Here is a 22,530-nt window from a genome sequence, read left to right as displayed (position 1 = left end):
CATGGCCCTGAGTGAAGCGCAGATCCAGCGCTACTCCCGGCAGATCCTGCTGAAGGACGTCGGAGGGCGAGGGCAGGAGGCGTTGCTGAAGGGTGGGGCGAAGCTCGAAGGCGATGGTCCTGCCGTGCTCACCGCCGCGGCCTACCTCGCCGGGGGCGGCACCTCCGTGATGGGTTCGGAGGAACCGCTGTGTCCCGCCTCCGCGGGCTTCCTGATCGCCTCCGAGGACGTGGGCCGACCTGTCGCCGAGGTCCTGGCTCGCGTGCTCCCGGACGTGAATCCGGACGCCGCAATCTCCCGAGAGGGAGGCCGGATCGCGGAGCTGCCTGCCGCCTGGAACGGCGCGGCTCCGTGGGTCGCGCTCGGGGGCGATGGGACGCGAGGCGCGGTGGTGTTCCGTGGCCCCCAGGGCTGCGTGTGGTGCTTCGGGGAGACCGTTCGGAATCTGGGCACGCCTCCCATGGGAGTGCTCGGCGTGGCGCTGGGCGCTCTGGGCGCACTCGTGTTCCAGCGGCTTCAGCTCGGCATGGGGCCGGAGCTCGGAGGCCGATGGCTGGCCGGGCCCGGACGGGTGCTCGAGATGGAGCTCCACCGGTGCGCGAAGTGCCGTGAGGCGAAGTAGGGAAATGCACGCCCCCCTGGCCCGGCCGCTTCCTGAAGCAGCCTGGGAGCTCCCCTCCGACTTGTCGGAGATCATCCGACACCTGGAGGCAACCTACCCCCAGGAAGGCTGCGGCGTGATCCTCCGGGAGGGCCCCCAAGGTGCCTGGCGCGTGCGGTTTCTGCTCAACGCCTATGATCGATACCACGCGGCCGATCCGGTGCGTTTTCCTCGCACCTCACGCACTGCCTACCTCTTCGAGCCTCGCGAATGGCTGGCCCTCTCGATGGAGGCGGATGCGCGGGGGGAGCACATCGCGTGTGTGTTCCACTCTCACGTGAATGGAATCGCGGACTTCTCGGCCGAGGACCGGGCTCAGGCCGCGCCGGACGGTCAGCTTGTCCTCCCGGGCATATCCTACCTTGTGGTTGCTGTAGTCGCTGGTCGAGCCACCGAGGCGAGGCTTTTCCGATGGGAGCAGAGAGAATTTCTCGACCGTCTGGTTCCACTCCAGACGTAACCCGGGGAAAAACCCAGTCAGAGCAGGCACTTGGCTGGTTGGCTCCCCTACCTGCGGAAAGGTGTGTGTCAATTGTCAAGCGCGTGCGTTTTCGTCTATAACGCGCGCGTCTTCTGAACTGCCGCGCACACACGGAGCGTCTACAACCGCTTCGAGCGCAGGGAGCTAGCATCCTTATGCCCAGCACGACTGGATTCACGCTCTGGCTGACCGGCATGCACGGTACCGGTAAGAGCACGTATGCCGCCTACATCGCCGCACGGCTCCGCCAGGTGGGGCGCAATGTGGAGATCCTCGACGAAGGTGAGATTGCCGAGGACCTCTGGCAGGGGGTGGGTGACACCAAGGAGGAGCGGTCCACCACCATCCGGCGCATCGGCTACGTGGCCCAACTGCTGACGCGCAACAACGTGGCGGTGATCGTCGCCAGCGTGAGCCCGTACAAGACGGTGCGCGAGGAGAACCGGCGGGTGATCGGCAAGTACGTGGAGGTGTATGTCGACTGCCCCACCGAGAAGCTGATCGAGCGGGACTCCACGGGCAAGTACAAGAAGGCGCTGAGCGGAGAGATCCCCAACTTCATCGGCATCACCGAGCCGTATGAGCCGCCGACCTCGCCCGAGGTGACGATCCACTCGGACACCGAGAGCGTGGAGGACGGCGCGATGAAGATCTTCCAGTCGCTGCTGGACCTGAGCCTGGTGACGCCGGAGGACCTGAAGGTCATCACCGGCAAGAAGATGAAGGCCAACCCGCTGCCGAAGAAGGCGCGGGCGCCCGAGCCCAAGGCGGAGAAGCCGGGCAAGGGCGCCAAGGCCCGTCCCGCCACCCGCGCGGCCCGCGTGGCCAAGCCGGCGCCGGCTCCGAAGAAGGGCGCCAAGCGCAGCAAGTAGAGCTGGCGTCCAACAGGATTCAGGGCCCCTGGGTTGCGCGTGCAATCGGGGGCCCTTTCTTTTAGGAGAGGGCCATGTTGAGCCCCGAGCAGATCCAGGCCCTGTGTGAGGCCTCTCGCCCCAAGCTGGAGGCGATGCGCGCCGCCCTCCGTACTCATGGCACCGCCCTGGTGGCGTTCTCCGGTGGGGTGGACTCCACCTTCGTGTTGAAGATCGCCGTCGAGGAGCTGGGCGAGCGAGCGTTGGCCATCACGGCCCTGTCGGCCTCGGTGGCGCCCGAGGAAGAGCAGGAGGCGCGCGAGCTGGCCGCCCGCCTGGGGGCTCGGCACGAGGTGGTGTCGAGCAACGAGCTGGCCAACCCCCAGTACGCCGCCAACCCCACCAACCGGTGCTACTTCTGCAAGACGGAGCTGTACGACTTGTGCGAGGTCCGCCGCCGGGAGCTGGGCTACGCGGTGGTGCTGGACGGCTTCAACGCGGATGACTTCAAGGATCATCGCCCGGGGCACAAGGCGGCCAAGGAGCATCAGGTGCAGTCCCCGCTGGCGCAGGTGGGGCTGACCAAGGACGAGATCCGCGCCTGGAGCCACCATCTGGGCCTGCCCACGTGGGACAAGCCGCAGATGGCGTGCCTGGCCTCGCGGATTCCGTATGGGACGTCGGTGACGCGGGAGCGCCTGTTCCAGATCGCCAGCGCGGAGTCGGAATTGCGGCGGCTGGGCTTCCGGCAGTTCCGGGTGCGCTACCACCAGGAGGTGGCACGAATCGAGCTGGCGGCGGAGGAGTACGAGCGCTTCTTCGCCCCGGGCGTGCGCGAGCGCATCAACACCGCGCTCAAGGCGCTGGGCTTCAAGTTCGTGGCGCTGGATCTCGAGCCGTTCCGCTCGGGCCGGATGAACGAGGCCGCGGGAGTGAAGCCGCAGGCGCAGGGCCAGGGCTTCGCGCTGCCCGTGGTGAGCTGAGGATCGCGCTCACTGTGCGGACGTTGCTGCTGATCGTGCTGCTCACCGTGCCCACGCTCGCGCGGGCCCAGTATTACGAGCAGCACCGTGCACTGAGCCTGCTGGCCGGCCCCGGAGCCGGCTACACCAACGCCATCCAGGGCGACCGGGCGAAGACGGGGCCGGGCGTGTTCCTCGATCTCGGCGGCAGCCTCACGGTGGGCGATGATCGGGACGAACTCTTCCTCCTGATCCGCGGCGGACTTGGCGAGGCGGGGAGGGGAGCGGTGCTGATCAGCGGCTTCCGCAGCTTCTTCGGCCACGACGAGTGGCAGTCCTTCTTTGATCTCAGCGCCGCCGTCCGGCTGTTTTCTGGGACGTGGGTAGGGCCTCGCATAGGGTTCGGCCTGCGCCGCACGCTCTCGGATCGCCTCTCCTTATATGGAGGGCTCGGACTGTCGCTCGGGTTCGGATCAGGAATGCGCGTGGACACCGAGGCATCCTTCGGCCTGCAGTGGAGCTTCCCGATCGGATCACGGTGACTTTTCTTGCGATCACGAGGCGCTGTGAGATTTTGTGCGCAACTGTAGGAGGTTTCGCACTTGGACACTCATCCCCGCCTCACCTCAGTGGTCTTCCGTCTCTCCCGCGAGAAGCTGGACGCGCTCAAGGAGCTGTCGCGCAGCACGCGCATCCGCCAGAGCGAGTACCTCCGTGAGGCGATCTCGGATCTGCTGGTGAAGTACGAGGATCGGCTCGTCGATTGATCGACGCGCTTCACCCCTCCGGCGCGCCGAGGAAGGGTGGCCCCTCCGGGAGACCGGGGGGAGCGGCCCGCTCGGCGGGGGTGAACGGATCCAGCTCCGCCGGGTAACGCACCTCCCAAAGCACCAATCCCTGCGCCGCGGCCTTGAGCCCGACGATCCGCTCGCCGGTCTCCAGCGCCGCACGCCACTGCTCCTCGGGAAGTCCTCCCGCGGCGGTGAGCAGCGCGGAGCCCACGAGGTAGCGCACCTGGTAGCGCGCGAAGGCGTCTCCTCGGAGGATGACCTCGAACAGGCCGCCTCCCTGATCCTTTAGAGCAACGGACTCCAGCGTGCGCTCCTTGCGCGGGCTGGAGTTCTCGTGGAACGCCACGAAGTCCCGTCGGCCCACGGCCATGCGCAACAGCTCCTCGAGCCGCCCGGGGGAGATGTCATGCGGCGCGAGCCGGGGCTCCTCACGCACATCCATCACATAGGGGCGCCACTCCGGCGCCACCGACCCGCCCAACTGCACCCGGTACCGGTACGTCTTCCCCACGGCGCTCCACTGCGCATGGAAGGAAGGGTGAGGTCTGCGCGCCACACACATGCCGAGGCTCGGGGGGAGCAGGACAGGCAAGCGCTGGGCGAGCGCCTGGGGGGAATCCTCAGGATCGATCCGCAGGCTCACCACCTGCATCCGAGCATGGACGCCCCGGTCCGTGCGCCCGGCGGGCATCACCCCCGTCGAGGGCACGCCTGCCTCGCGAAGCGCCTGCTCCAGGGTCTCCTGAACGGTGGGGCCTTGGGCCTGGCGCTGGAACCCTCGGAAGGTTCCACCGTGGTACCAGACCCACAGGGCGACGGGAATTCGCATCAAGGAGGGGGCTCGGGTGAGGGAGGGCGTTGCGGCGGGGAATGGGGACAAGGATACTTCGCCCTGCATGGTGGCCGGACAAGAGCTCGATTCGGAGCAGGGCGCGCAGCAGTGGTTGTTCCGTCAGGGCGATCTCGTCCTCGGACCTTTGAGCGGTCATGAACTCGTGGAGAAGCTCTACACGGGCGAGATGACCGCGGACACCCTCATTGCTCCTCCCGGAGAGAGGGACTTCGTACGCATTGGCGACGTGAGGGCCTTCAAGGTCCATGTGGCCCGCGCGCAGACGAAGGCCCGCGTGGACGCGGAGGTTCGCGCCGAGCGCCAACGCACCCAGCGCAAGCGGATGATCTTCGCGGGCATCGGCGTGACGGTGACGGTGGTCCTGGGGATCGCCGCGTGGCAGGTGGCGCGCTGGGCGGCGGTGCACGGCCCCGGCGGCGAGGAGGATGAGTACGCCGGCATCTCCGTGGAGCTGCCCACCATCACCCTGGCCCAGGCTCGCAAGGACGATGAGGATCTCATCGCCTACCCGACCAGCACGTCGCGGCCCACGCCGGACAAGGGCACGGAGCCGGTGAAGCCGAAGCCCCCGAGCACGACGACGCCCACCACGCCGGCCTCGGCGGTGGCTTCGGCGAAGAAGCCCGCGGGCAGCGTCTCCACGGATCCGGACGGCCTGCAGATGGCCACCGAGTTCGATCAGGGCGCCATCAACAAGGTGGTGAAGAACAACCAGAAGACGCTCTTCCGCTGCCTCAAGGAGGAGGCGGAGCGCCAGCCGGGCCTGTTCGCCAAGGTCCCCATCGAGTTCGTCATCGGCAACGATGGGAAGGTGGCCAAGCTCTACGTGGACAACCCGCAGTTCAAGAAGGGCCCGCTCTACGAATGCCTGCTGACGGAGCTGCAGAAGTGGCCCTTCAGGCCCTACAACGGCGAGCGGGCGTCGGTGGGCCTGGCCTTCACTGTGGGTAAGAAGAGTTAGGTTGTTGCCCAGGCCGGGCGGCTGAGCGATACACCGCCGCCATGGCCACCGCAGTCGAAGCCGACCTCCAGAACAAGGTCAAATCCGTCCCCGCAGGTACCTTCCGCCACACCATCCTCGTGGCGGCCAAGCGCTTCAAGTCCACCTGGGCCGAGCTGGGCAAGTTGCTCGTCCAGGTCCGAGACGAAGCCAAGTACGAGGAGTGGGGGTACGAGTCCTTCGAGGCCTACTGCCTGAAGGAGCTCCACATCCGCAAGCAGACGGCCCTCAAGCTGACGCGCTCGTTCAGCTTCCTGGCCAAGCACGAGGAGCCCGAGGTCCTCAAGGACGAGGAGTTTCCCCAGCGGGCCCCCGCCTTCGAGGTGGTGGAAGTCCTGGCGGACGCGGCCGATCGTGGACAACTCTCCCCGTCCGAGTACCGTTCACTGCGAGACAGCATCTGGAACCCGGAGAAGCCGACCACCGAACTGAAGAAGGAGTTCGCCGAGCGCTTCCCCAAACCAGCCCCGGAGGCGCCCCCGGAGAACCTACAGGTGCGGAGGCTGGCTCAGGCCGCTCGGAAGCTCGCCAGCGAGCTCTCGGGCTGCCGGAAGGTGCCTTCCGCCATCGCCGAGCGGGCCTCGGCCCTGGCCGAGGACATGGAGGAGCTCGCTGCGAGCGTGACGAACGCCTGAGCGACTGTTATCGAACGCTGACCGACCCCAGGGATGTGGGTCCGACACCAGGATGTCGTTGTTGGGCTTCCTGTAGGTCGGGCGGGGGCCTATATTTTGTTGGGACGGCTGTTCGAGACGTGGGCAGCCTGTCGAGCGGGTGTGTGGCGGTGATGTAGGCTCCGGGTGACCGGGGTCCGGCGAACTCGGAGGCTAGCAGTGAAGAAGGAGCACCACGTCAACCTGTCCTGTTCGTTCTGCGGCAAGTCGCAGCGCGAGGTCCGCAAGCTCATCGCGGGCCCCACGGTCTACATTTGCGACGAATGCATCAAGCTGTGTAACGACATCATCGCGGACGAGAACGAGCGCGAGGAGGGCAAGCCGCAGGTCAGCTTGCCGACGCCGACGGAGATCAAGGCGTTCCTCGACGACTACGTGATCGGCCAGGACCTGGCGAAGAAGGTCCTCGCGGTGGCGGTGTACAACCACTACAAGCGCATCTACCAGAAGAAGTCGGCGGCGCGGCCTCGTCCCGGGGTGAAGGCCCAGGGCAACGAGGATGTGGAGCTGAGCAAGAGCAACATCCTGCTCATTGGCCCCACGGGCAGCGGCAAGACGCTGCTGGCGCAGTCCCTGGCGCGCTTCCTCAACGTCCCGTTCACCATCGCGGATGCCACCAGCCTCACCGAGGCCGGCTACGTGGGTGAGGACGTGGAGAACATCATCCAGAACCTGCTCCACAACGCCGACTACGACGTGGAGAAGGCCTCGCGCGGCATCGTCTATATCGACGAGATCGACAAGATCGCGCGCAAGGGCGACACGCCGAGCGCCACCCGCGACGTGGGCGGCGAGGGCGTTCAACAGGCGCTCCTCAAGATCATCGAGGGCACCCGGGCCAACGTCACTCCGCGCGGTGGGAAGAAGTACAACCAGCAGGAGTACGTCCAGGTCGACACGACGAACATCCTGTTCATCTGCGGCGGGGCGTTCCACGGCATCGACGGCATCATCAAGCGCCGCGTGGGCGAGAAGGGCCTGGGCTTCGGCGCGCGGATCACCCACCGCGAGGAGCGCAGCGTGGGTGAGCTGCTGGCCATGGTGGAGCCCGAGGATCTGATGAAGTTCGGGATGATCCCCGAGTTCATCGGCCGTCTGCCCATGGTGGCCACGCTCAACGATCTGAAGGAGGACGATCTCGTCACGATCCTCACGCAGCCGAAGAACGCGCTGGTGAAGCAGTACCAGAAGCTCTTCGAGATCGAGAAGGTGAAGCTGACCTTCACGAAGGAGTCGCTGCGGGCGATCGCGCGCGAGGCCATGCGCCGCAACTCGGGGGCTCGCGGTCTGCGGGCCATCATCGAGGACGCGATGCTGGACATCATGTACGACGTCCCGTTCCGCGAGGGTGTGAAGGAGTGCAAGATCACCGAGCAGGTGATCACCAAGCACGAGCCTCCGCAGATCACGCTGGAGAAGATGGAGAAGAAGACGGCGTAGCTCGCTGTCCTTCTCTTGCGACATCAAGCGCCGCTCGGTCCTCTGGGATCGGGCGGCGTTTCGCGTTGAGGGGGCTGGCTCAGCGCTGGACTTTGACGCGGAACAGCTTGCCGCTCTCGGTCACTTCGACTCCCTCCGCACGAAGGCGGCGGGCCTGCTCATGGGCGACGAACGGAGCCAGGGTCTTGTCCGAACGGATGACGCGCCACCACGGCACCGGGCGAGTCTGAGGCAGATCCCTCAACTCGTGGCCCACTCCGCGCGCCGCGCCCGGGCGCCCCGCGTACATCGCGACCTGGGCGTACGAGCGCACCTCTCCCCGGGGGATGGCGCGCACGGCCTGCATCACCGCCTCGCGGAAGGAGGGAGCGGCAGCTTTCGCGGGAGCAGCGGCTTTCGAGGCGAGACGGGGGCTCGGCTTCTTCTTTCGGAGGGCCACGGGGCGGGCACTCTAGACCACTGTCGGGCGCGGTCCGAGCCAACTGGTATGGCCAGCATGCCAGTTGGCTCCTGGTCCGGCCGGAGGGGACCTCTCGGCTACGCGCGCGAGGTGGCGCTGTAGGTCTTGATGACGTTGTTCCAGTGGCTGTCCAGCCAGGCCGAGCCTTCCTTCTTGTAGGCGCTGTCCACGGTGCCTCGGGGTCCGTAGATGGTGAGGCCGGTGGCGGCGGAGAACTTCGCGTCGCCCTTGGCGCCCTTCTCGACGGTCGTCTTGGCGAGCTCGGTCAGGAGCGCTTCCGCCGCCTGTTTCAGGCTGTCGTTGGTGGTGGCCTGGGAGATGCGCTTGGCGAAGTCGCCGAGGTCCATCTGGTCCGCGTCATCGAAGCGCAGCGTCTTGTCGTACGCGCTGCGGAGCGCCTTGTCCTGGAGGCCGCCCGCCTTCACGAGCGCGTCGCTGAAGTCGTTGAGCTTGCTGTTGAGGCCGTCCAGCTTGGACAGGTCCGTCACGGACATGGTGACGTTGTCGCGGGGGCCAGCGGCGTAGGACTCCTGGATGGCCTTGGCCATCTGCTCGGGGCTGACGCTCTCGTTGCTGGAGAACAGCTTGCCCATGCGGCCGAGCAGATCCTTGTAGTCCCAGCCGGTGCCGGGCTCGACTTCCTCGCTGCCCACCAGGTAGTCCGCGCCCATGGCCTTGGCGGTGTCGGCGACCTCGACGGTGGCCATCAGGCACGCGTCCGCGGAGAGGATGTCCACCTTCTTGGGCAGGTCGGAGAGCGCCTTCTGCAGTTCGACCATGTTCATGTCGCTGGCCGGGTGGTCGTCATAGGAGACGCCGCGCCAGCCGTTGCCGTGATCCCACAGGTCCACCATGAAGTGGTTGGACTCGACATTGCGCTGCACGTAGTCGACGGCGGCGCGGAGCACCTCGGGGCTGCCCGTGTCGAGCTCGCCCTTGCCGGCGGCCAGCAGCTTGCCGAGGTCCGAGCTCGGATCCACGTCGATCTCGCGCGAGACGACCTTCTTGGAGTTGCTGGGATCCTGGGTCAGGTACATCAGCCGGGCGCCGGTGCTCCAGTTGTTGGCGGAGTCCTTGCTGGTGCCGCCATCCACGAGGGCGATCAGGTTCAGCTTGCCGGGGATGGAGCCGCCACCGGCCTCCATCTCGTTCATGTCGTCCTTGCCGTAGCTCTCGAGGTTGTTGTCCGCGTTGAGGTGGACGAACATCGTCCAGTCCGCCGCCGGGATGTCCTTGGGGCTGAGCTTGTCGGTGCTCGCCGGAGTCGTCGGGGCAGGAGAGGGCGTCGTCGTCGGCCGGGCCCGCGAGGTCTGCTCACCGGTCAGCAGCGTCGGCTGGGCGAAGCGATTCTTGGACTCGAACCCATCCGCGGGGCGCTGCGAGGCCACCTGATTGCCCCGGCTGGGCGGGAGCGCCTTCGTGCTCGGGCTGGAAGAGGTGGAACGAAGAGAAGTGGTCGAAGGGTTCTGAACTTTCATGTACTCATTGTCGAGGGTGAGCACATGGAGTTGCGTGTAGGTCTATTTTCTACTCTCCACCACAGAGTGGTGAAAAGAAGGCTGGCCTGATTCCAGGAGGTTACACAGGCCTCAGCTCTGGGTGACGCGGACGGTGGTCCGCATCTCGCGGCCCGTGGCCGGATCGCGGGCGCGCATGGTGAGGATGCCTTCCACGCTCACGTCGAAGGTGATCTCCACCTGGACCATGCCCCGCTTGTCCGCGCGGATCCCCGAGAAGGTGAACTCACCCAGCAGATCGTTCTGCGCCACCATCTCGTGGTCGCCCTGGTAGATGCGCATGGCCAGCTCGGTCTGGTTGTCCATGCTCGTGGTGGCCAGGAGCTGCTTGGCGTTCGGGATGGGCGCGTTGCGCGGGAACACCGTGTGGAACATGCCCCCGGCCTTCTCCAGGCCGATCGCCATGGGGATCACGTCCAACAGTTGGATGCGCAGGTTCGTGTCGTCCTGCAGCGAGTGCGCGTAGAGCGCGGCGCCGATGGCCACCGCCTCGTCCGGGTGCACGCCCTTGCTCGGGGGCTTGCCAAAGAACTTCGTGAGCCGATCCTGGACGATGGGCATGCGCGTCTGCCCACCCACCAGCATCACCTCGTCCACTTCCTTCGTGGACAGCCCCGCGTCCACCAGCACCCGCGCCACGATCTGCAGCGACTTGTCGATCAGGTGGCTGGTCAGCATCTCCAGGATCTTCCGCGTGAACTTCATCTCGATGTTCAGCGGCTGTCCCTGCGCCGTCATCGTGATGAACGGGATGTTGAAGGGCACCTCCTCGCGCGCGGAGAGATCGATCTTCGTGCGCTCGGCCAGATCCTTGATGCGCTGCATGGCCACCGGATCCGTGGCCAGGTCGATGCCCGTCTTCGACGCGAAGTCCTTCAGCACGTGGTGGATGATCGCGTTGTCGAAGTCGATGCCGCCCAGGAAGATGTCGCCGCCGGTGGCCTTCACCTCGAAGACGCGGTCACGGATCTCGATGATGGACACGTCGAACGTGCCACCGCCCAGATCGTAGATGACCACCTTCTCGTTGAGCCCCTTGCCCACGCCGTAGGCCAGTGCCGCAGCGGTGGGCTCGTTGATGATGCGCACCACCTCGAGATCGATCAGCTTGCCCGCGTCCTTCACCGACTGGCGCTGCCGATCGTTGAAGTACGCCGGCACCGTCACCACCGCGCGCTTGATGGGCGTCTTCAGGTAGTTCGAGGCGACGTCCCGGATCTTGTTCAGCAGCTTGGCGCTGATCTCCTGGAGCGAGAACTCCTTCTTGCCCACGTCCAGGACGACTTCGTTCTTCTTGCCGGGGCGCATCTGGTACGCCACGACCTTCTTCATCGAGTCGACGATGTCGCTCTTGAATCCGCGGCCCACCAAACGCTTGGCGCCGTAGATGGTGTTGCGAGGGTTGAGCTGCCACTGGCGCTTGGCCTCGTAGCCGATGAGCTCGTTGCCCTTGTCGTCAATCGCGAAGATGGAGGGGATCGTGTAGTCACCGCCCTTGTACGGGATGAGCTTCACGTTCCCACTGTCCTCGACATACGCCGCGCACGAGTTCGTCGTGCCGAGGTCGATGCCGATGATGGGCTCCTTCTTTTGCATCGGGCGGGGACTCCAGGGTGGGCCGCGAGAGGTCTGACAGACGCTATTTCACCAGGAACGCGCCCGCGAGTAAGCATCCAGGTAGATCGTCAGGCCCAGCAGGTTCGCACCCGGCAGGTCCAGGATGTCCTCTTGGGCAGTAGGGACCGAAAGATCCATGGCTACTATCTCGCCTGTCGCAGATTCCTGATTGAACGGGTCTTCCATGGAAGGCAGGGGTGAGTCCGGGAGGCGGCGCGGCAGGTAGCCCTCGGGGATCGAGAGCAGGATCACGTGCCGGCTCCGAGCTCCCGTAACGGTGATGCGAGCCAGCTCGGCTCCAGCTCGGGAGAGCGCGGTCCAGGACTCGGCGGAGGGCGTGAGGAGCCGCTGGGCCGCGCTGTAGGTCGCGGCGGGCAGGGGCAGGAAGGCAGGGAGCACCACTCGGGTGGGGAGCGAGGAGGCGCGGACGAGCCGTGCGGTGGTGTCGCCGCGCGACTCGGCGATGCGGGTGGCGAACACCCAGATCCCGGGAGTGGCTGACTCGACACCTCCATAGGGAGCACCGCTGCGGAGGATGACGGGATCGAGGGGCCGGGTTCCATCCGGAGCGGGCGCGCCCCCCGTGCGCGAGGAGAACCCGAGCGGCACGAGCCCGGCTTCGGCGGAGAGCTCCACCGCGCTGGCTATCGCCGTGTCGAGTCCGGCTGGCAGGCGCGGAAACACCACCTCCGTTCGACGGAGCTGCTCGCGGCGTGGGCGGTGGGAGAAGCCGGGCAGGGCGAAGTAGTCCGGTACATCCTCGGAGCCCAGGGAACAGCGGGCGGAGTCCGAGCAGCGTCCGTCTCCGTCCAGGTCGGTGGTGTCGGGGATGCGCGGTTTCAGCGGGACGGGAGCGAATGCCTGGAGCGCGTAGTCCATCGCCCCGGTGTACGCCAGCAGCTCCGTCGAGCCGAGGTTGGCGGCCGTGGCGAGGTCGGTCCTTCCGGCGAAGGCCACGGCGGCGCGGCGTCCCGGCTGCCCGAGCCCAAACGAGCGTCCCTTGAGCTCCACGGGCGAGCCGAGGCCCGAGGAGGCATAGGCCACGGTGCTGCCCGGAAGGGGCACAGGCTGGGGCAGGCCGGGCACCGTGCTGAAGAACGTCTCTCCCAGCAGCGTGGAGAGGTCCAGGTCCGGCACGTCTCCCGCGGAGAGCAGCGAGAAGCCGAGCCAGGCCGAGCCTGTCGAGTGGACCTCGGCGAACTGGATGCCGGCGTTGAAGCCAGCGGCGCCGTGTACCGGGTTCTCGCTGAGGGGCAGGAGCACATCGCGAGCGCTCGTCGCCGCCACCGAGACACGGTCGTAGCGGGGGTAGCCATCCGAGCGGAGTTCGGGCGAGGCGACGGAGAAGCTGGCGGTGGCGCTCGTGAAGGTGGGGAAGAGCGCGGTGCCGCTGGCATCGGTCGTTACCGTGAAGGGAGCGGGGCAGGGCGCTGTGGTGGGCGGCGAGTCACACCCGAGCACTGAGACTCCACTCAGCGGCAGGCCCGTGGCCGCTTCGACCACGGTGACCCGGCGGCCCTCGGTCAGGGCAGGCAGTACCGTCAGGGATGCCTCCACGGGAGTCACTCCCGAGTTGGCCACGCTTGCCCGGATGCGCACCGTGCCGGGCTTCACCGCCGTCAGCTCGCCGGAGGGCGTCACCGTGGCCGCGTCGCTCGACGCCCCGTTGGCGTCCACGACCGAGTAGTTGCCAGCAATGAACGGGAAGCTGTCCCCCGTGAAGGTGAAGGCGACGAGCGAGAGCTTCAGCTTCCCTCCTACGACGAGCACCGCCGCCCGAGGGCTGAGGGCAATGCTGGAGATCTCCAGCGCTGCGGGAGCGGAGCGGCAGGCGCCATCCGTGCACGCCTGGCCCGCGGGACAATCGGCGTGGCCCCGGCATCCGCCCGGCACGCACCGCTCGGCCACGCAGAGTTGACCCGTTGGACATGGACCTCCAGAGGGACATGCAGTGGAGGGTTGGCAGTACCCCTGCTGACAGAAGGCCGGAGCCGTGCAGTTCGCATCGATCAGGCAGCGAGGCAGTTCCTGGCAGATCTTCAGCGCGCAGTCGAAGCCCGGAGGACAACTGCCCGAACCGAAGGCCTGGCAGTCCGTGTTCTCGGGGCACTCGGCGCGGGACTGGCACGTGCGGTACTCCTGGCAGCGGCCCGCAGTGGCGCTGGTGCAGTACTGGCCCTCCGGACAGTCCGAGAGCGTGGCGCAGTCCGCTCGTTCGCACAGGTTCGCCTCGCAGATAAGACCCTGGCCCCCACACGAGACATCATTGATGCACCGACGCACACAGGTGCCGCCCTGGCACACGAAGAGCAGGTTGGCCACCGTGGGATCCACATTCGGGGCGCAGCTCGCGGCACTGTCACAGGCGGGCAGACAGGCCCCTTGTGTCACCTCGCAGTGCTCACCGGTCGGGCAGGCGGCATCATCCGTGCACCGGGCGCGATCCTCACACCGGCCCTGGCGGCAGACCTGGTTGGAGGCACACGCCGCATCCGAGCCGCACAGGCACTGGCCCTCTGAGCAACTGAAGCCCTGCGCACAGTCCTCGGAGGAGGCGCACTCGGGGCGGGCGGCACATGTCCCTCCGAAGCAGGCCTGGCCTGCGGGACAATCGGGGTCATCCAGACACATCGGCCCACACCCACCAAAGCGGCAGCGGCCGTCCGGGCACTCGGAGTCCGTGACGCAGGGGGCCGAGGAGGCGGGCGGGCACCCGGAGAGCGCGGCCATCAACAGAAGTGCAAGCAGGGCCCTGGACATCTGTCGTACCGGGGGGAAAGTTCCTGTGTTCCACTGAGCAATGGCGGTGGCTCGGTGGCATGGATAGATAGGGCCACGACTCAAGCACACAGGAGAGACGACGTGGAAGCCAAGCGCTACCTGCAGGACATCGGGTCTCAGGTGTCCGCGGACTTCGTCAAGAACAGGTCCATCCTGTCCTTCGAGGAGTACGTCACCCTCTTCTTCAACGATCCGAGGGGCCAGTCACGCAACGCGGCGCAGTACGTGCACGACGTGATGGACCACTACGGCACCGAGCAGGTGCCGCACCCCACGGGCACCATCCGGCGCTTCAAGGTCTTCGATGTGCCGTCGAGCGATCGCGACGGGCGGGTGGCCGGCCAGGAGGAGATCCAGAACTCCATCTACCGGCTGCTGGGTAACTACGTGCGCGCCGGCCGGATCAACAAGCTCATCCTCCTGCACGGGCCCAACGGCAGCGCGAAGTCCACGCTCGTCAACGCGCTCAAGGCGGGCATGGAGGACTACTCGCACCAGCCGCAGGGCGCGCTGTACCGGCTGGGCTGGGTGTTCCCTTCGGAGAAGCTCATCAAGGGCTCGATTGGCTTCGGCGAGCGCGTGCCAGCGAGCACGGGGGACGTGTCCTCGTTCGCGCACCTGGATGCGGAGGCCATTGATGTCCGCATGCCGTGCGAGCTGAACGATCACCCGCTCTTCGTCGTCCCGCCGCCCGAGCGCCGGAAGATGTTGGAGTCGGCCCTGAAGAAGAAGGGCCTGGGCAGCGGGGACGGGGAGAGCGGGGACTTCATCCTCTCGGACTACATCCGGGACGGGGAGATGTGCCACAAGTGCCGGCGCATCTACACGGCGCTGCTCGCCTCGTACGGGGGCGACTACCTGAAGGTGCTGCGCCACGTGCAGATCGAGCGCTTCTATATCTCCCGGCGCTACCAGGTGGGCACGGTGACGGTGGAGCCGCAGATGAGCGTGGACGCCATCGCCCAGCAGATCACCGCGGACCGTACGCAGCTCAACCTGCCGGCCGCGCTGCACGGCGTGGTGCTCTACGAGCAGCACGGCCCGCTGGTGCACGCCAACCGCGGGATGATCGAGTACGCGGATCTGCTCAAACGTCCGCTGGAGGCCTTCAAGTACCTGCTGGGCTTCAGCGAGACGGCGCAGGTGCCGCTCGAGCCTTTCGTGCTGCAATTGGACGAGGTGCTGCTCGCCTCGGCGAACGAGAAGCACCTGGGGGCCTTCAAGGAGCTGCCGGACTTCGCCTCGTTCAAGGGCCGCATCGAGCTGGTGCGCGTGCCGTACCTGCGCCGCTACAAGCTGGAGCAGCAGGTGTACGACGCGGAGATCACCTCCACGTCGGTGGGCAAGCACGTGGCGCCGCACGCCACCGAGGTGGCCGCCATGTGGGCGGTACTCACGCGCCTGAAGAAGCCCATCCCTGAGCGCTACGCGCAAGAAGTGAAGGAGCTGGTCGACCACGTCTCTCCGGTGGAGAAGATGCACCTCTACGAGGAGGGTCGGGCCCCGGCGCGGCTGAGCCTGGCGAACACCAAGGAGCTCAAGAAGCTGCGCACGGATCTCTACGAGGAGTCGGACGCCTACCCGAACTACGAGGGGCGTTCGGGCGCCAGCGCGCGAGAGATCAAGATGGCGCTCTTCAACGCCGCGCAGAACCCGGACTTCAAGTGCCTGCACGCGCTGGCGGTGTTCGAGGAGCTCCAGGCCATCTGCCAGGACAAGAGCGTCTTCGAGTTCCTGCAGCAGGAGGTGGTGGACGGCTACCACGATCACGAGGCGTTCGTGCGCGCGGTGGAGGGCCAGTACCTGGATCTGGTGGACTCGGAGGTGCGCGACTCGATGGGGCTGGTGTCCGAGGGCCAGTACCGCGAGCTGGTGGAGCGCTACATCCAGAACGTGAGCCACTGGGTGCGCGGCGAGAAGATGCGCAACCGCGTCACCGGGGACATGGAGCGTCCGGACGAGCAGCGCATGGCGGAGCTGGAGGCCATCGTGATGCCGAAGGGCGAGGACGCGGGGGAGTACCGCCGCGGGTTGATCTCGACGATCGGCGCGCACCGATTGGATAACCCGGATGCGGGGATGGACTACTCGGTCATCTTCCCGGACATGTTCAAGCGCCTGCGCGACCACTACTTCGAGGAGCGCAAGCGGGTGCTGCGCAAGAACAAGGAGAACGTCCTCAAGTACCTCTCGGAGGAGCGCGGCACGCTCTCGACGAAGGAGCAGTCGCAGGTGGAGAGCACGCTCAAGACGATGGCGGAGAAGTACGGGTACTGCGAGCACTGCGCGAAGGACGCGATCCTGTTCCTGATGAGGAAGCGCTACGGCTGAGAGCAGCCGGGCAGGGGAGGGCCTGGAGGCCGTGGTGCTTTTGCATCACGGCGAAGCGCGGGAAGATCTGTCTCCAAGAGAGATGTACGCATTCCCGACCCTTCACCCGGAGCGTTGATGAACCGGTTTCTCCTCGGGGCCCCGGCCCTGTTCACCCTGCTGTCCTGCGCCAGTGCAGCCCCCTCGTCGCCTCCCGCCGCCCCCGTCGCCGAGTCTCCGCGCCTGTCGGTGCCGGTCGAGCGCGCGGTAGCGGTCGCCGCGGCGAGGCCGTCTCGCAAGCAGGTCGTGCAGGGGATCATCCCGCACGCGGTGCGCCTGGTGGTGGAGGAGGGCGGCAAGGCCCGTCGCACGGCCTCGGGAGTGGTGATTGGCACCGAGCGCACGGCGCAGGGGGTGGCCAGCTACGTCGTCACCAACGCGCACGCGGTGGACGTGGAGGATCTGAAGGATCCGAAGATGGTCATCACCCAGGAGCAGCAGGCGGAGCTGGTCGAGTATCCGGTGGAGGTGGTGGCCACGGGCCACGTGCCGGAGATGGATCTGGCGCTGCTGCGCGTGCCGGGGCATGAGCTGAGCGCGGCGGAGCTGGCGACGGACACGGAGCTGGAGCTGGGCGAGAACGTGGTGGTGGCGGCGTGCCCGTTCGGCAAGTCGCTGTCGCTGTCGGGCGGGATGCTCTCTCAGGTGGAGTGGGATCACGAGAGCAAGCGCCCGAAGATGGTGAAGACGGACGCGCCGATTGGCTATGGGGCCTCGGGCGGCGGCATCTTCAGCCTGGAGACGGGCAAGCTGCTGGCGATCGTCGAGGGCTACCGGACGGCGAAGGTGGGCTTCGCGGTGGCGGACAAGGACTACAGCTTCGACGTGCCGATGCCGGGCGAGACGTTCGCCGCGCCTACGTCGAAGGTGCGCCGGTTCCTCGAGTCCAAGGGCTTCGGCCGGCTGCTGGTGAGCCCCTCCGAGGGTGGCGTGGGGCAGACCGCGCAGCGGTAGCGAGCAGGGCCAGGCACCTCACTCCTCGGGCTCAACGAGCCGTAGCGGCTTCGTGGCCATGCTCCTGGAGGAGTACAGGCGTGTCTCCGCTCTCCGCGTACCTTGATCCGCGCATCGAGGGCCGCCCTACACCGCGGGGGAACCGCGGAAGATTCGAACCTGAGCTGAGCCGCACCTGTTGGGCTCTGTGAGCGGTCCTCTTCGGAGGACGCATGCGACGCTGGTGGCTCATTGGTGGGGTGTCCGGCTTCATCGCGGCTTGCGGCGCGCTCTCCCAGGAGGGAGATGAACCCTGGGATGACAGCGGGAACTCCGCGAAGCTTCGGGTCTTCGTGAGCGATGCGGATGGAACTCCGGGGGCCCTCGATCGAGTCGGGTGGTCCCTGGCGAGCGATATGAGCGTGGCCCGCCATGATCACACGGCCACCGTGCTTCCCTCGGGGCAGGTACTGGTGGCTGGCCGCTATACGGGCGACACCGTCCAGAGCGCGGAAGAGTACGGCCCCTTCACGCGGAGCTGGTCGAGGACGGGGGAGATGGGTGCGGTCCGCAGGGGCCACACGGCCAGCTTGCTGCACTCGGGCAAGGTCCTGGTCTCCGGGGGCTTCAACCTTCGAGAGGGCATCCTCGCCAGCGCCGAGGAGTACGATTCCAGCACGGATCGCTGGTCCCGGGTGGGACCCATGGCCGCACTGCGCACGGTGCACACCGCGACGGTCCTTCCCTCGGGGAAGGTGTTGATCGCGGGTGGCTTCGGAGTGGGAGGCGCGCTCTCGGAGGCCGAGCTTTATGACCCGGCTACTCGCACGTTCTCGACGACTCGCCGCATGAACCTTGCTCGCTACGGTCACTCAGCCGTGTTGCTGTCCACGGGCAAGGTCCTGGTGGTGGGGGGGCTCGGGGCCGAGGGGGAACTCAGCAGCGCGGAGGTGTACGACCCGAAAGCACAGACCTGGTCCGAGATTCCATCCATGGCCCGGCCTCGGGCCTGGCTCACGGCGACACGGCTCCTCTCGGGCGAAGTCCTCGTGGCAGGAGGAGGAGACCGTTCCGTGGAGGTCTACGAGCCCGGCGCGGATGCCTGGAAGGAGGTGGGCTCGATGAGCACGGCTCGGGCTCACCACACGGCGACGCTGTTGCCCTCAGGGCAGGTGCTGGTGGTCGGAGGAATCGACACCACCGCCCTGGCGAGCACGGAGCTGTATGACCCGCTCAAGGAACAGTGGTCGCACGCAGGGGAACTGGCCATGGCTCGCTCGCACCACACGGCCAGCTTGTTGCCCTCGGGAAGCATCCTCGTGGCAGGCGGTCACACGAGCAGTGGTCCGCTGGCTGGCACCGAGGTCTATGTCCCACCTGCTCCGGGCCCGTGAGCTGTTCCCTTCCGGGCGAGCAGGCATGTAACGGGCAGAGAGGCCCGTGCGTATTGGCAGGGGAAGGAAAGGACTGCCATGACCTCTCGTGCCATTCGCCTCGTCTTGCTCGCCGTCGCCTCCTCACTGGTGGGAATTGCCGCGCTCGCTGCCGGCCCTGCGGCTCCCGATTCCACGAAGAAGAAGGAGGAGCCGAAGCTGGCCACCGCGACCTTCGCTGGCGGCTGCTTCTGGTCCATGGAGGGCGTCTTCGATCCCCTACCAGGGGTCGTCTCGGCGACCTCGGGCTATATGGGCGGGACGAAGGCCAACCCCTCCTATGAGGAGGTCTCTGAAGGCACCACCGGCCACGCCGAGTCCGTCCGCGTCGTCTATGACCCGAGCAAGGTGAGCTATTCCCAATTGCTCGATGCCTACTGGCACAACATCGATCCCCTGACCCCCAACGCTCAGTTCTGCGATCATGGGACCCAGTACCGCTCCGTCATCTTCTTCGAGGATGCGGAGCAGCAGCGGCTCGCCGAGGAGTACAAGCGGCGACTCGAGGCTTCAGGCCGCTTCAAGAGGCCTGTCGTGACCCAGATCGTCGCGGCCTCGGCCTTCTACCCGGCCGAGGACTACCACCAGGACTACGTGCGGAAGAATCCCTTGCACTATCGCGCCTACCGCATCGGCTGCGGCCGCGACGCGCGCATCCAGGAACTCTGGGGCGAGGACGCTCCCAAGCACTGAGTGCCTGGAGGGGCCACCCCGCGGGCGGCGGCAATGAGCCGAACCTGTAGGACTAGCAGACAGGTTGGCCCAGGCCGCGCCCGGAGGGGCTCTCCTTCGCGATCGGAGTTGGGTGCGAGCTACTTCTTGCCCTCGGGGGACACGGGCTGGCCGCTGCCACCGGTGCCCTTCGGGGGCTCCATGCCACCCCAGCCGGCCGAGACCATCGTCTTCCACTTCCACTGCCCGTCACGCTTCACCAGCAGGCCCGCGTCGCGGCCGGTGACCTTCTGCTTGCCCATCGTCATCGTGTAGTCGTCGACCACGGTCGCTAGCGAGTCCGAGAGCACGGTGATCGTCGGCTTGTGCGTCGTCTTCATGTCCTTGGGCATGTTCTCGTGGAAGGGCTTCATCATCGCGACGTACTCCTCGCGGTTGTACTCCTTCGCCTCGGGCATGCCCTTCATGTCGTCGGTCGCCATGTAGACGGGGAAGTCCACCATCGCCGTCAGGGTGTCCGTGTCACCCTTCTGGGAGGCGGCCTCCATCTTCTTGAAGAAGTCATCGATCTCCTTCTTCGTCTGCTTCTCGTTGGTGGGCTTGCGCGCGGGCGGGCCCATCTTCGAAAGGTCCATCGCGGGAGCGCCTTGCGCCGGAGCTGGAGCCTTGTCCTGAGCCCACGCGGAACCAGCGAACACAACGGCGGCGGTACAGATCAGGATTGCACGATTCATCAGTGACCCCTCCTCAGTGGTCCGCGGCGGCGTATGGCAATGCGCCGCCTGGAGTCAAAACGGAGGAGTCCTATGCCAGACACTGCCCGGTGCGAGTGTTCTCAATAGCGAAGACGCTCGCCCCGCAGTCGCTCGCAGAAGAGTTCCGTGTCCTTGGCTGTCTCGTTCCACGTGCGCTGGCGGGCGCGCTCCTGGGCGCTGCGCCGGATCTCCGCCACGCGCTCGGGGTTCTGCAGGGCTTCGATCAGCAGGCGCTCCCAGCCCGCCGCATCGCCCGGCTCGCAGAAGAGGGCCTCACGGCCATTCTCGGCGAGATCCCCGAGGCCACCCTCGTCGAAGCCCACCACGCACAGCCCACACGCCATGCCTTCCAGCCATGTCTTCCCGAATCCCTCGAAGAGGGAAGGGAACAGCAGCACTTCGTGCGCGGAGTAGAACTCGCGCAGCTCGGCCCGTGGCATCCAGCGGTGCACGCGCAGCTGCTCTCCGAAGGCCGGGCGGTACAGGCGCTCCACCTCGGAGACGGCCTCGGGCTGCACCACCAGGGACAGTGCGACCCCCGGGAAGCGCTTCGCCACCCGGGGCAGCACCTCCTCCATCAGCCGGGTGCCCTTGCGCGCCAGGTAGTTGCCCACGAACAGCAACCGCGGCTGGCGCACCGTGGGCTCCACTCTGCGCCACTCCAGGAAGTCCGTGTCCAGCCCGTAGCCGATGAAGGCCACCTTGCTCTCGGGCAGATCGTACGTCTCCCGGATGAAGTTCGCGCACTTCGACGATGGAGCGATCAGCCCATGTGCCGCTCGGGCCGTCCGCCAGCACTCCATCACCGTCACCACCGAGCTGGCGCCCGACAGGACGCGGCGCCCCAAAGGCCGCGGAGGCTCGTAGCCCAGGCGCTGCTCGGCCTTCAGCAGCCGGTGCTCCCATCCGTGCGTGCGATTCAGGAACAGCGTGCGAGGGTGCAGCGCGGGCAGCAGCTCGTAGGCCAGGTACGCATACGGCTGGCTCACCACCACCACGTCGTACTGCGCGGCGCTCAGGCGTGAGGCCAGGGCCCGGAGCTGCTGCACGGGCATCTCGAAGTGGCGATGCAGCGCCGAGTGACGCAGCAGCCCCCTGTTGGGCTGGAGCCACTCGTAGTCCACGGTATGACCGCGCGCGGCCAGCGCCTGACCCACGGCCAGCACCGAGCCCGCCGAACCACTGTTCGGATCCGGAAGGAACTGGGCGGCCACCAGGAAGCGCATCACCTCCCTATCTAGGTCACTTGCGCTCTCGATGCGACCGCACTTTTTGCGCAGTGCACCTTCAGGGGCCCATCAGTTCCAGCCACTGTGCCACCGCGCCGCGCTCCCTCGGCTCGTACACTCCGCGTACGCGCTGGCCCACCTTCAGCTCGTCCAACTTCCCGGTGTGCCCTGGCAGGAAGATGGTGGTGTTGCCATCCACTCGCAGGGCGACCTGGCCGCGCTCGTGCTCCAGCGTCAGCGTGCCTGCGTCCACGTCCACTGCCTTGATGGTTCCCTGTACCTCGCGCAGGCTCCGCACCTCGGCGGCCGGCGCCTGCGCCAGCGCGGGCGCGGCTGCGAGCACGGCGCTCCACAGCCCCAGATACCCTCGATTCATGTCCGGCCCTCTCTCCGGTAGGGAAACTGGAGACGCGCTCGCATTGAACCAAGGTCCGCGGCGCCGCTCCGTCCTCCGGCCGACAGGTGCCGGGCATTGGCATCCCCCGCCCATCGCGCTACACCGCCCGCCGGTTTTCATCAGTCAGGAGGAGGCGCCTTGGCCCAGCAGCGCAGCTCGTGGGATCAGTACTTCATGGACATCGCGCGGCAGGTGGCCACGAGGGCCACGTGCGATCGCAAGCATGTGGGTGCCCTGCTCGTGCGGGATCGCACCATCCTCTCCACGGGCTACAACGGCTCCATCCGAGGCCTGCCTCACTGCGACGACGTGGGGCACATGATGGAGAACGGCCACTGCGTGGCCACCGTCCATGCCGAGGCCAACGCCATCATCCAGGCCGCCAAGAATGGAGTGGGCATCGAAGGCGCCACCATCTACACCACGGCGAGCCCGTGCTGGCCGTGCTTCAAGCTGATCGCCAACAGCGGCTGCACCCGCATCGTCTACGGCGAGTTCTACCGGGATCCGCGCATCTTCGAGTACGCCGCCAAGATCGGCCTGGAGCTCACCGGACTCGGTGAAGCAGCCCAGCCGCCCGAGCCGCGCTGATCGTTTCGGAACTTCGAATCACCCTTCGTTCACCGGTCGACACCGTTCGCGAGCGCCAGCAT

The 22,530-nt window shown here is 66.9% G+C and carries 22 protein-coding genes; 14 read left to right on the top strand and 8 right to left on the bottom strand.

The genetic code is table 11. From position 1 onward, the window contains the following. Position 1: 1 nt before the first annotated feature. The 6 genes from KY501_RS42895 to KY501_RS42870 all read left to right on the top strand — a co-directional run bounded on the left by KY501_RS42895 (position 2) and on the right by KY501_RS42870 (position 3,722). A complete protein-coding gene (locus KY501_RS42895) occupies positions 2-622 on the top strand; it encodes a HesA/MoeB/ThiF family protein (RefSeq protein ID WP_224370027.1) in 621 nt (206 codons plus the stop codon). Positions 623-683: 61 nt separating this feature from the next. Next, positions 684-1,121: a M67 family metallopeptidase gene (locus KY501_RS42890; RefSeq protein ID WP_224370025.1), complete on the top strand. Its 438-nt coding sequence runs from the start codon at positions 684-686 to the stop codon at positions 1,119-1,121. Positions 1,122-1,297: 176 nt separating this feature from the next. Continuing rightward, a complete protein-coding gene (cysC, locus tag KY501_RS42885) occupies positions 1,298-2,014 on the top strand; it encodes an adenylyl-sulfate kinase (protein WP_224370024.1) in 717 nt (238 codons plus the stop codon). 74 nt (positions 2,015-2,088) lie between these two features. After that, positions 2,089-2,976 (top strand): ATP-dependent sacrificial sulfur transferase LarE, encoded by an 888-nt coding sequence (gene larE / locus KY501_RS42880; protein WP_224370021.1) that lies wholly within the window; start codon positions 2,089-2,091, stop codon positions 2,974-2,976. A gap of 14 nt (positions 2,977-2,990) precedes the next feature. After that, entirely contained in the window at positions 2,991-3,497 is a 507-nt protein-coding gene (locus tag KY501_RS42875; protein ID WP_224370019.1) for a hypothetical protein, read from the top strand. A gap of 60 nt (positions 3,498-3,557) precedes the next feature. Then, on the top strand, positions 3,558-3,722 hold the full coding sequence (locus tag KY501_RS42870) for a ribbon-helix-helix domain-containing protein (protein ID WP_224370017.1): 165 nt from the start codon (positions 3,558-3,560) through the stop codon (positions 3,720-3,722). Between the two features lie 10 nt (positions 3,723-3,732). Here KY501_RS42870 and KY501_RS42865 read toward each other — a convergent pair whose 3' ends face one another. Beyond that, complete coding sequence (locus tag KY501_RS42865) at positions 3,733-4,575, bottom strand: tRNA pseudouridine synthase A (protein ID WP_224370015.1); 843 nt, start codon at positions 4,573-4,575, stop codon at positions 3,733-3,735. A gap of 67 nt (positions 4,576-4,642) precedes the next feature. Between KY501_RS42865 and KY501_RS42860 the strand changes: the two genes are divergently transcribed. The 3 genes from KY501_RS42860 to clpX all read left to right on the top strand — a co-directional run bounded on the left by KY501_RS42860 (position 4,643) and on the right by clpX (position 7,713). Then, positions 4,643-5,560, top strand: coding sequence for an AgmX/PglI C-terminal domain-containing protein (locus KY501_RS42860; protein WP_224370013.1), 918 nt, complete (start codon positions 4,643-4,645; stop codon positions 5,558-5,560). A 41-nt stretch (positions 5,561-5,601) separates the two neighbouring features. Next, positions 5,602-6,234, top strand: coding sequence for a hypothetical protein (locus KY501_RS42855; protein WP_224370012.1), 633 nt, complete (start codon positions 5,602-5,604; stop codon positions 6,232-6,234). 198 nt (positions 6,235-6,432) lie between these two features. Then, complete coding sequence (gene clpX, locus KY501_RS42850; protein ID WP_224370010.1) at positions 6,433-7,713, top strand: ATP-dependent Clp protease ATP-binding subunit ClpX; 1,281 nt, start codon at positions 6,433-6,435, stop codon at positions 7,711-7,713. Positions 7,714-7,792: 79 nt separating this feature from the next. On the opposite strand, the gene KY501_RS42845 is transcribed toward clpX, so the two are convergent. The 4 genes from KY501_RS42845 to KY501_RS42830 all read right to left on the bottom strand — a co-directional run bounded on the left by KY501_RS42845 (position 7,793) and on the right by KY501_RS42830 (position 13,938). Further along, positions 7,793-8,152: an MGMT family protein gene (locus tag KY501_RS42845; RefSeq protein ID WP_224370008.1), complete on the bottom strand. Its 360-nt coding sequence runs from the start codon at positions 8,150-8,152 to the stop codon at positions 7,793-7,795. A 98-nt stretch (positions 8,153-8,250) separates the two neighbouring features. Then, positions 8,251-9,651 (bottom strand): clostripain-related cysteine peptidase, encoded by a 1,401-nt coding sequence (locus KY501_RS42840; protein WP_224370006.1) that lies wholly within the window; start codon positions 9,649-9,651, stop codon positions 8,251-8,253. A gap of 111 nt (positions 9,652-9,762) precedes the next feature. Continuing rightward, the gene (locus KY501_RS42835; RefSeq protein ID WP_224370004.1) at positions 9,763-11,286 is read right to left on the bottom strand and encodes an Hsp70 family protein; all 1,524 of its coding nucleotides are present in this window, start codon (positions 11,284-11,286) and stop codon (positions 9,763-9,765) included. 48 nt (positions 11,287-11,334) lie between these two features. Continuing rightward, entirely contained in the window at positions 11,335-13,938 is a 2,604-nt protein-coding gene (locus tag KY501_RS42830) for an Ig-like domain-containing protein (protein WP_224370002.1), read from the bottom strand. Between the two features lie 231 nt (positions 13,939-14,169). On the opposite strand from KY501_RS42830, the gene KY501_RS42825 reads away from it, so the two are divergent. The 4 genes from KY501_RS42825 (at position 14,170) to msrA (ending at position 19,517) form a co-directional block, all read left to right on the top strand. Then, on the top strand, positions 14,170-16,419 hold the full coding sequence (locus tag KY501_RS42825; protein ID WP_224370000.1) for a PrkA family serine protein kinase: 2,250 nt from the start codon (positions 14,170-14,172) through the stop codon (positions 16,417-16,419). A 117-nt stretch (positions 16,420-16,536) separates the two neighbouring features. Next, entirely contained in the window at positions 16,537-17,412 is an 876-nt protein-coding gene (locus KY501_RS42820; RefSeq protein ID WP_224369998.1) for a S1 family peptidase, read from the top strand. A 212-nt stretch (positions 17,413-17,624) separates the two neighbouring features. Then, on the top strand, positions 17,625-18,785 hold the full coding sequence (locus KY501_RS42815; protein ID WP_224369996.1) for a Kelch repeat-containing protein: 1,161 nt from the start codon (positions 17,625-17,627) through the stop codon (positions 18,783-18,785). Between the two features lie 78 nt (positions 18,786-18,863). After that, entirely contained in the window at positions 18,864-19,517 is a 654-nt protein-coding gene (gene msrA, locus KY501_RS42810) for a peptide-methionine (S)-S-oxide reductase MsrA (protein WP_224369994.1), read from the top strand. 119 nt (positions 19,518-19,636) lie between these two features. Here msrA and KY501_RS42805 read toward each other — a convergent pair whose 3' ends face one another. The 3 genes from KY501_RS42805 to KY501_RS42795 all read right to left on the bottom strand — a co-directional run bounded on the left by KY501_RS42805 (position 19,637) and on the right by KY501_RS42795 (position 21,856). Further along, on the bottom strand, positions 19,637-20,230 hold the full coding sequence (locus KY501_RS42805; protein WP_224369992.1) for a nuclear transport factor 2 family protein: 594 nt from the start codon (positions 20,228-20,230) through the stop codon (positions 19,637-19,639). A 101-nt stretch (positions 20,231-20,331) separates the two neighbouring features. Further along, the gene (locus KY501_RS42800; protein WP_224370128.1) at positions 20,332-21,477 is read right to left on the bottom strand and encodes a glycosyltransferase family 4 protein; all 1,146 of its coding nucleotides are present in this window, start codon (positions 21,475-21,477) and stop codon (positions 20,332-20,334) included. 61 nt (positions 21,478-21,538) lie between these two features. After that, positions 21,539-21,856: a copper-binding protein gene (locus tag KY501_RS42795; protein ID WP_224369990.1), complete on the bottom strand. Its 318-nt coding sequence runs from the start codon at positions 21,854-21,856 to the stop codon at positions 21,539-21,541. 159 nt (positions 21,857-22,015) lie between these two features. Between KY501_RS42795 and KY501_RS42790 the strand changes: the two genes are divergently transcribed. After that, positions 22,016-22,468, top strand: coding sequence for a deoxycytidylate deaminase (locus tag KY501_RS42790; RefSeq protein WP_224369988.1), 453 nt, complete (start codon positions 22,016-22,018; stop codon positions 22,466-22,468). Positions 22,469-22,530 lie beyond the last annotated feature (62 nt).

Source organism: Hyalangium versicolor (assembly GCF_020103695.1).
GTDB lineage: Bacteria > Myxococcota > Myxococcia > Myxococcales > Myxococcaceae > Hyalangium > Hyalangium versicolor.
Note: the sequence above shows the minus strand (reverse complement) of the source record. Positions and strands in the feature narration are given on the sequence as shown.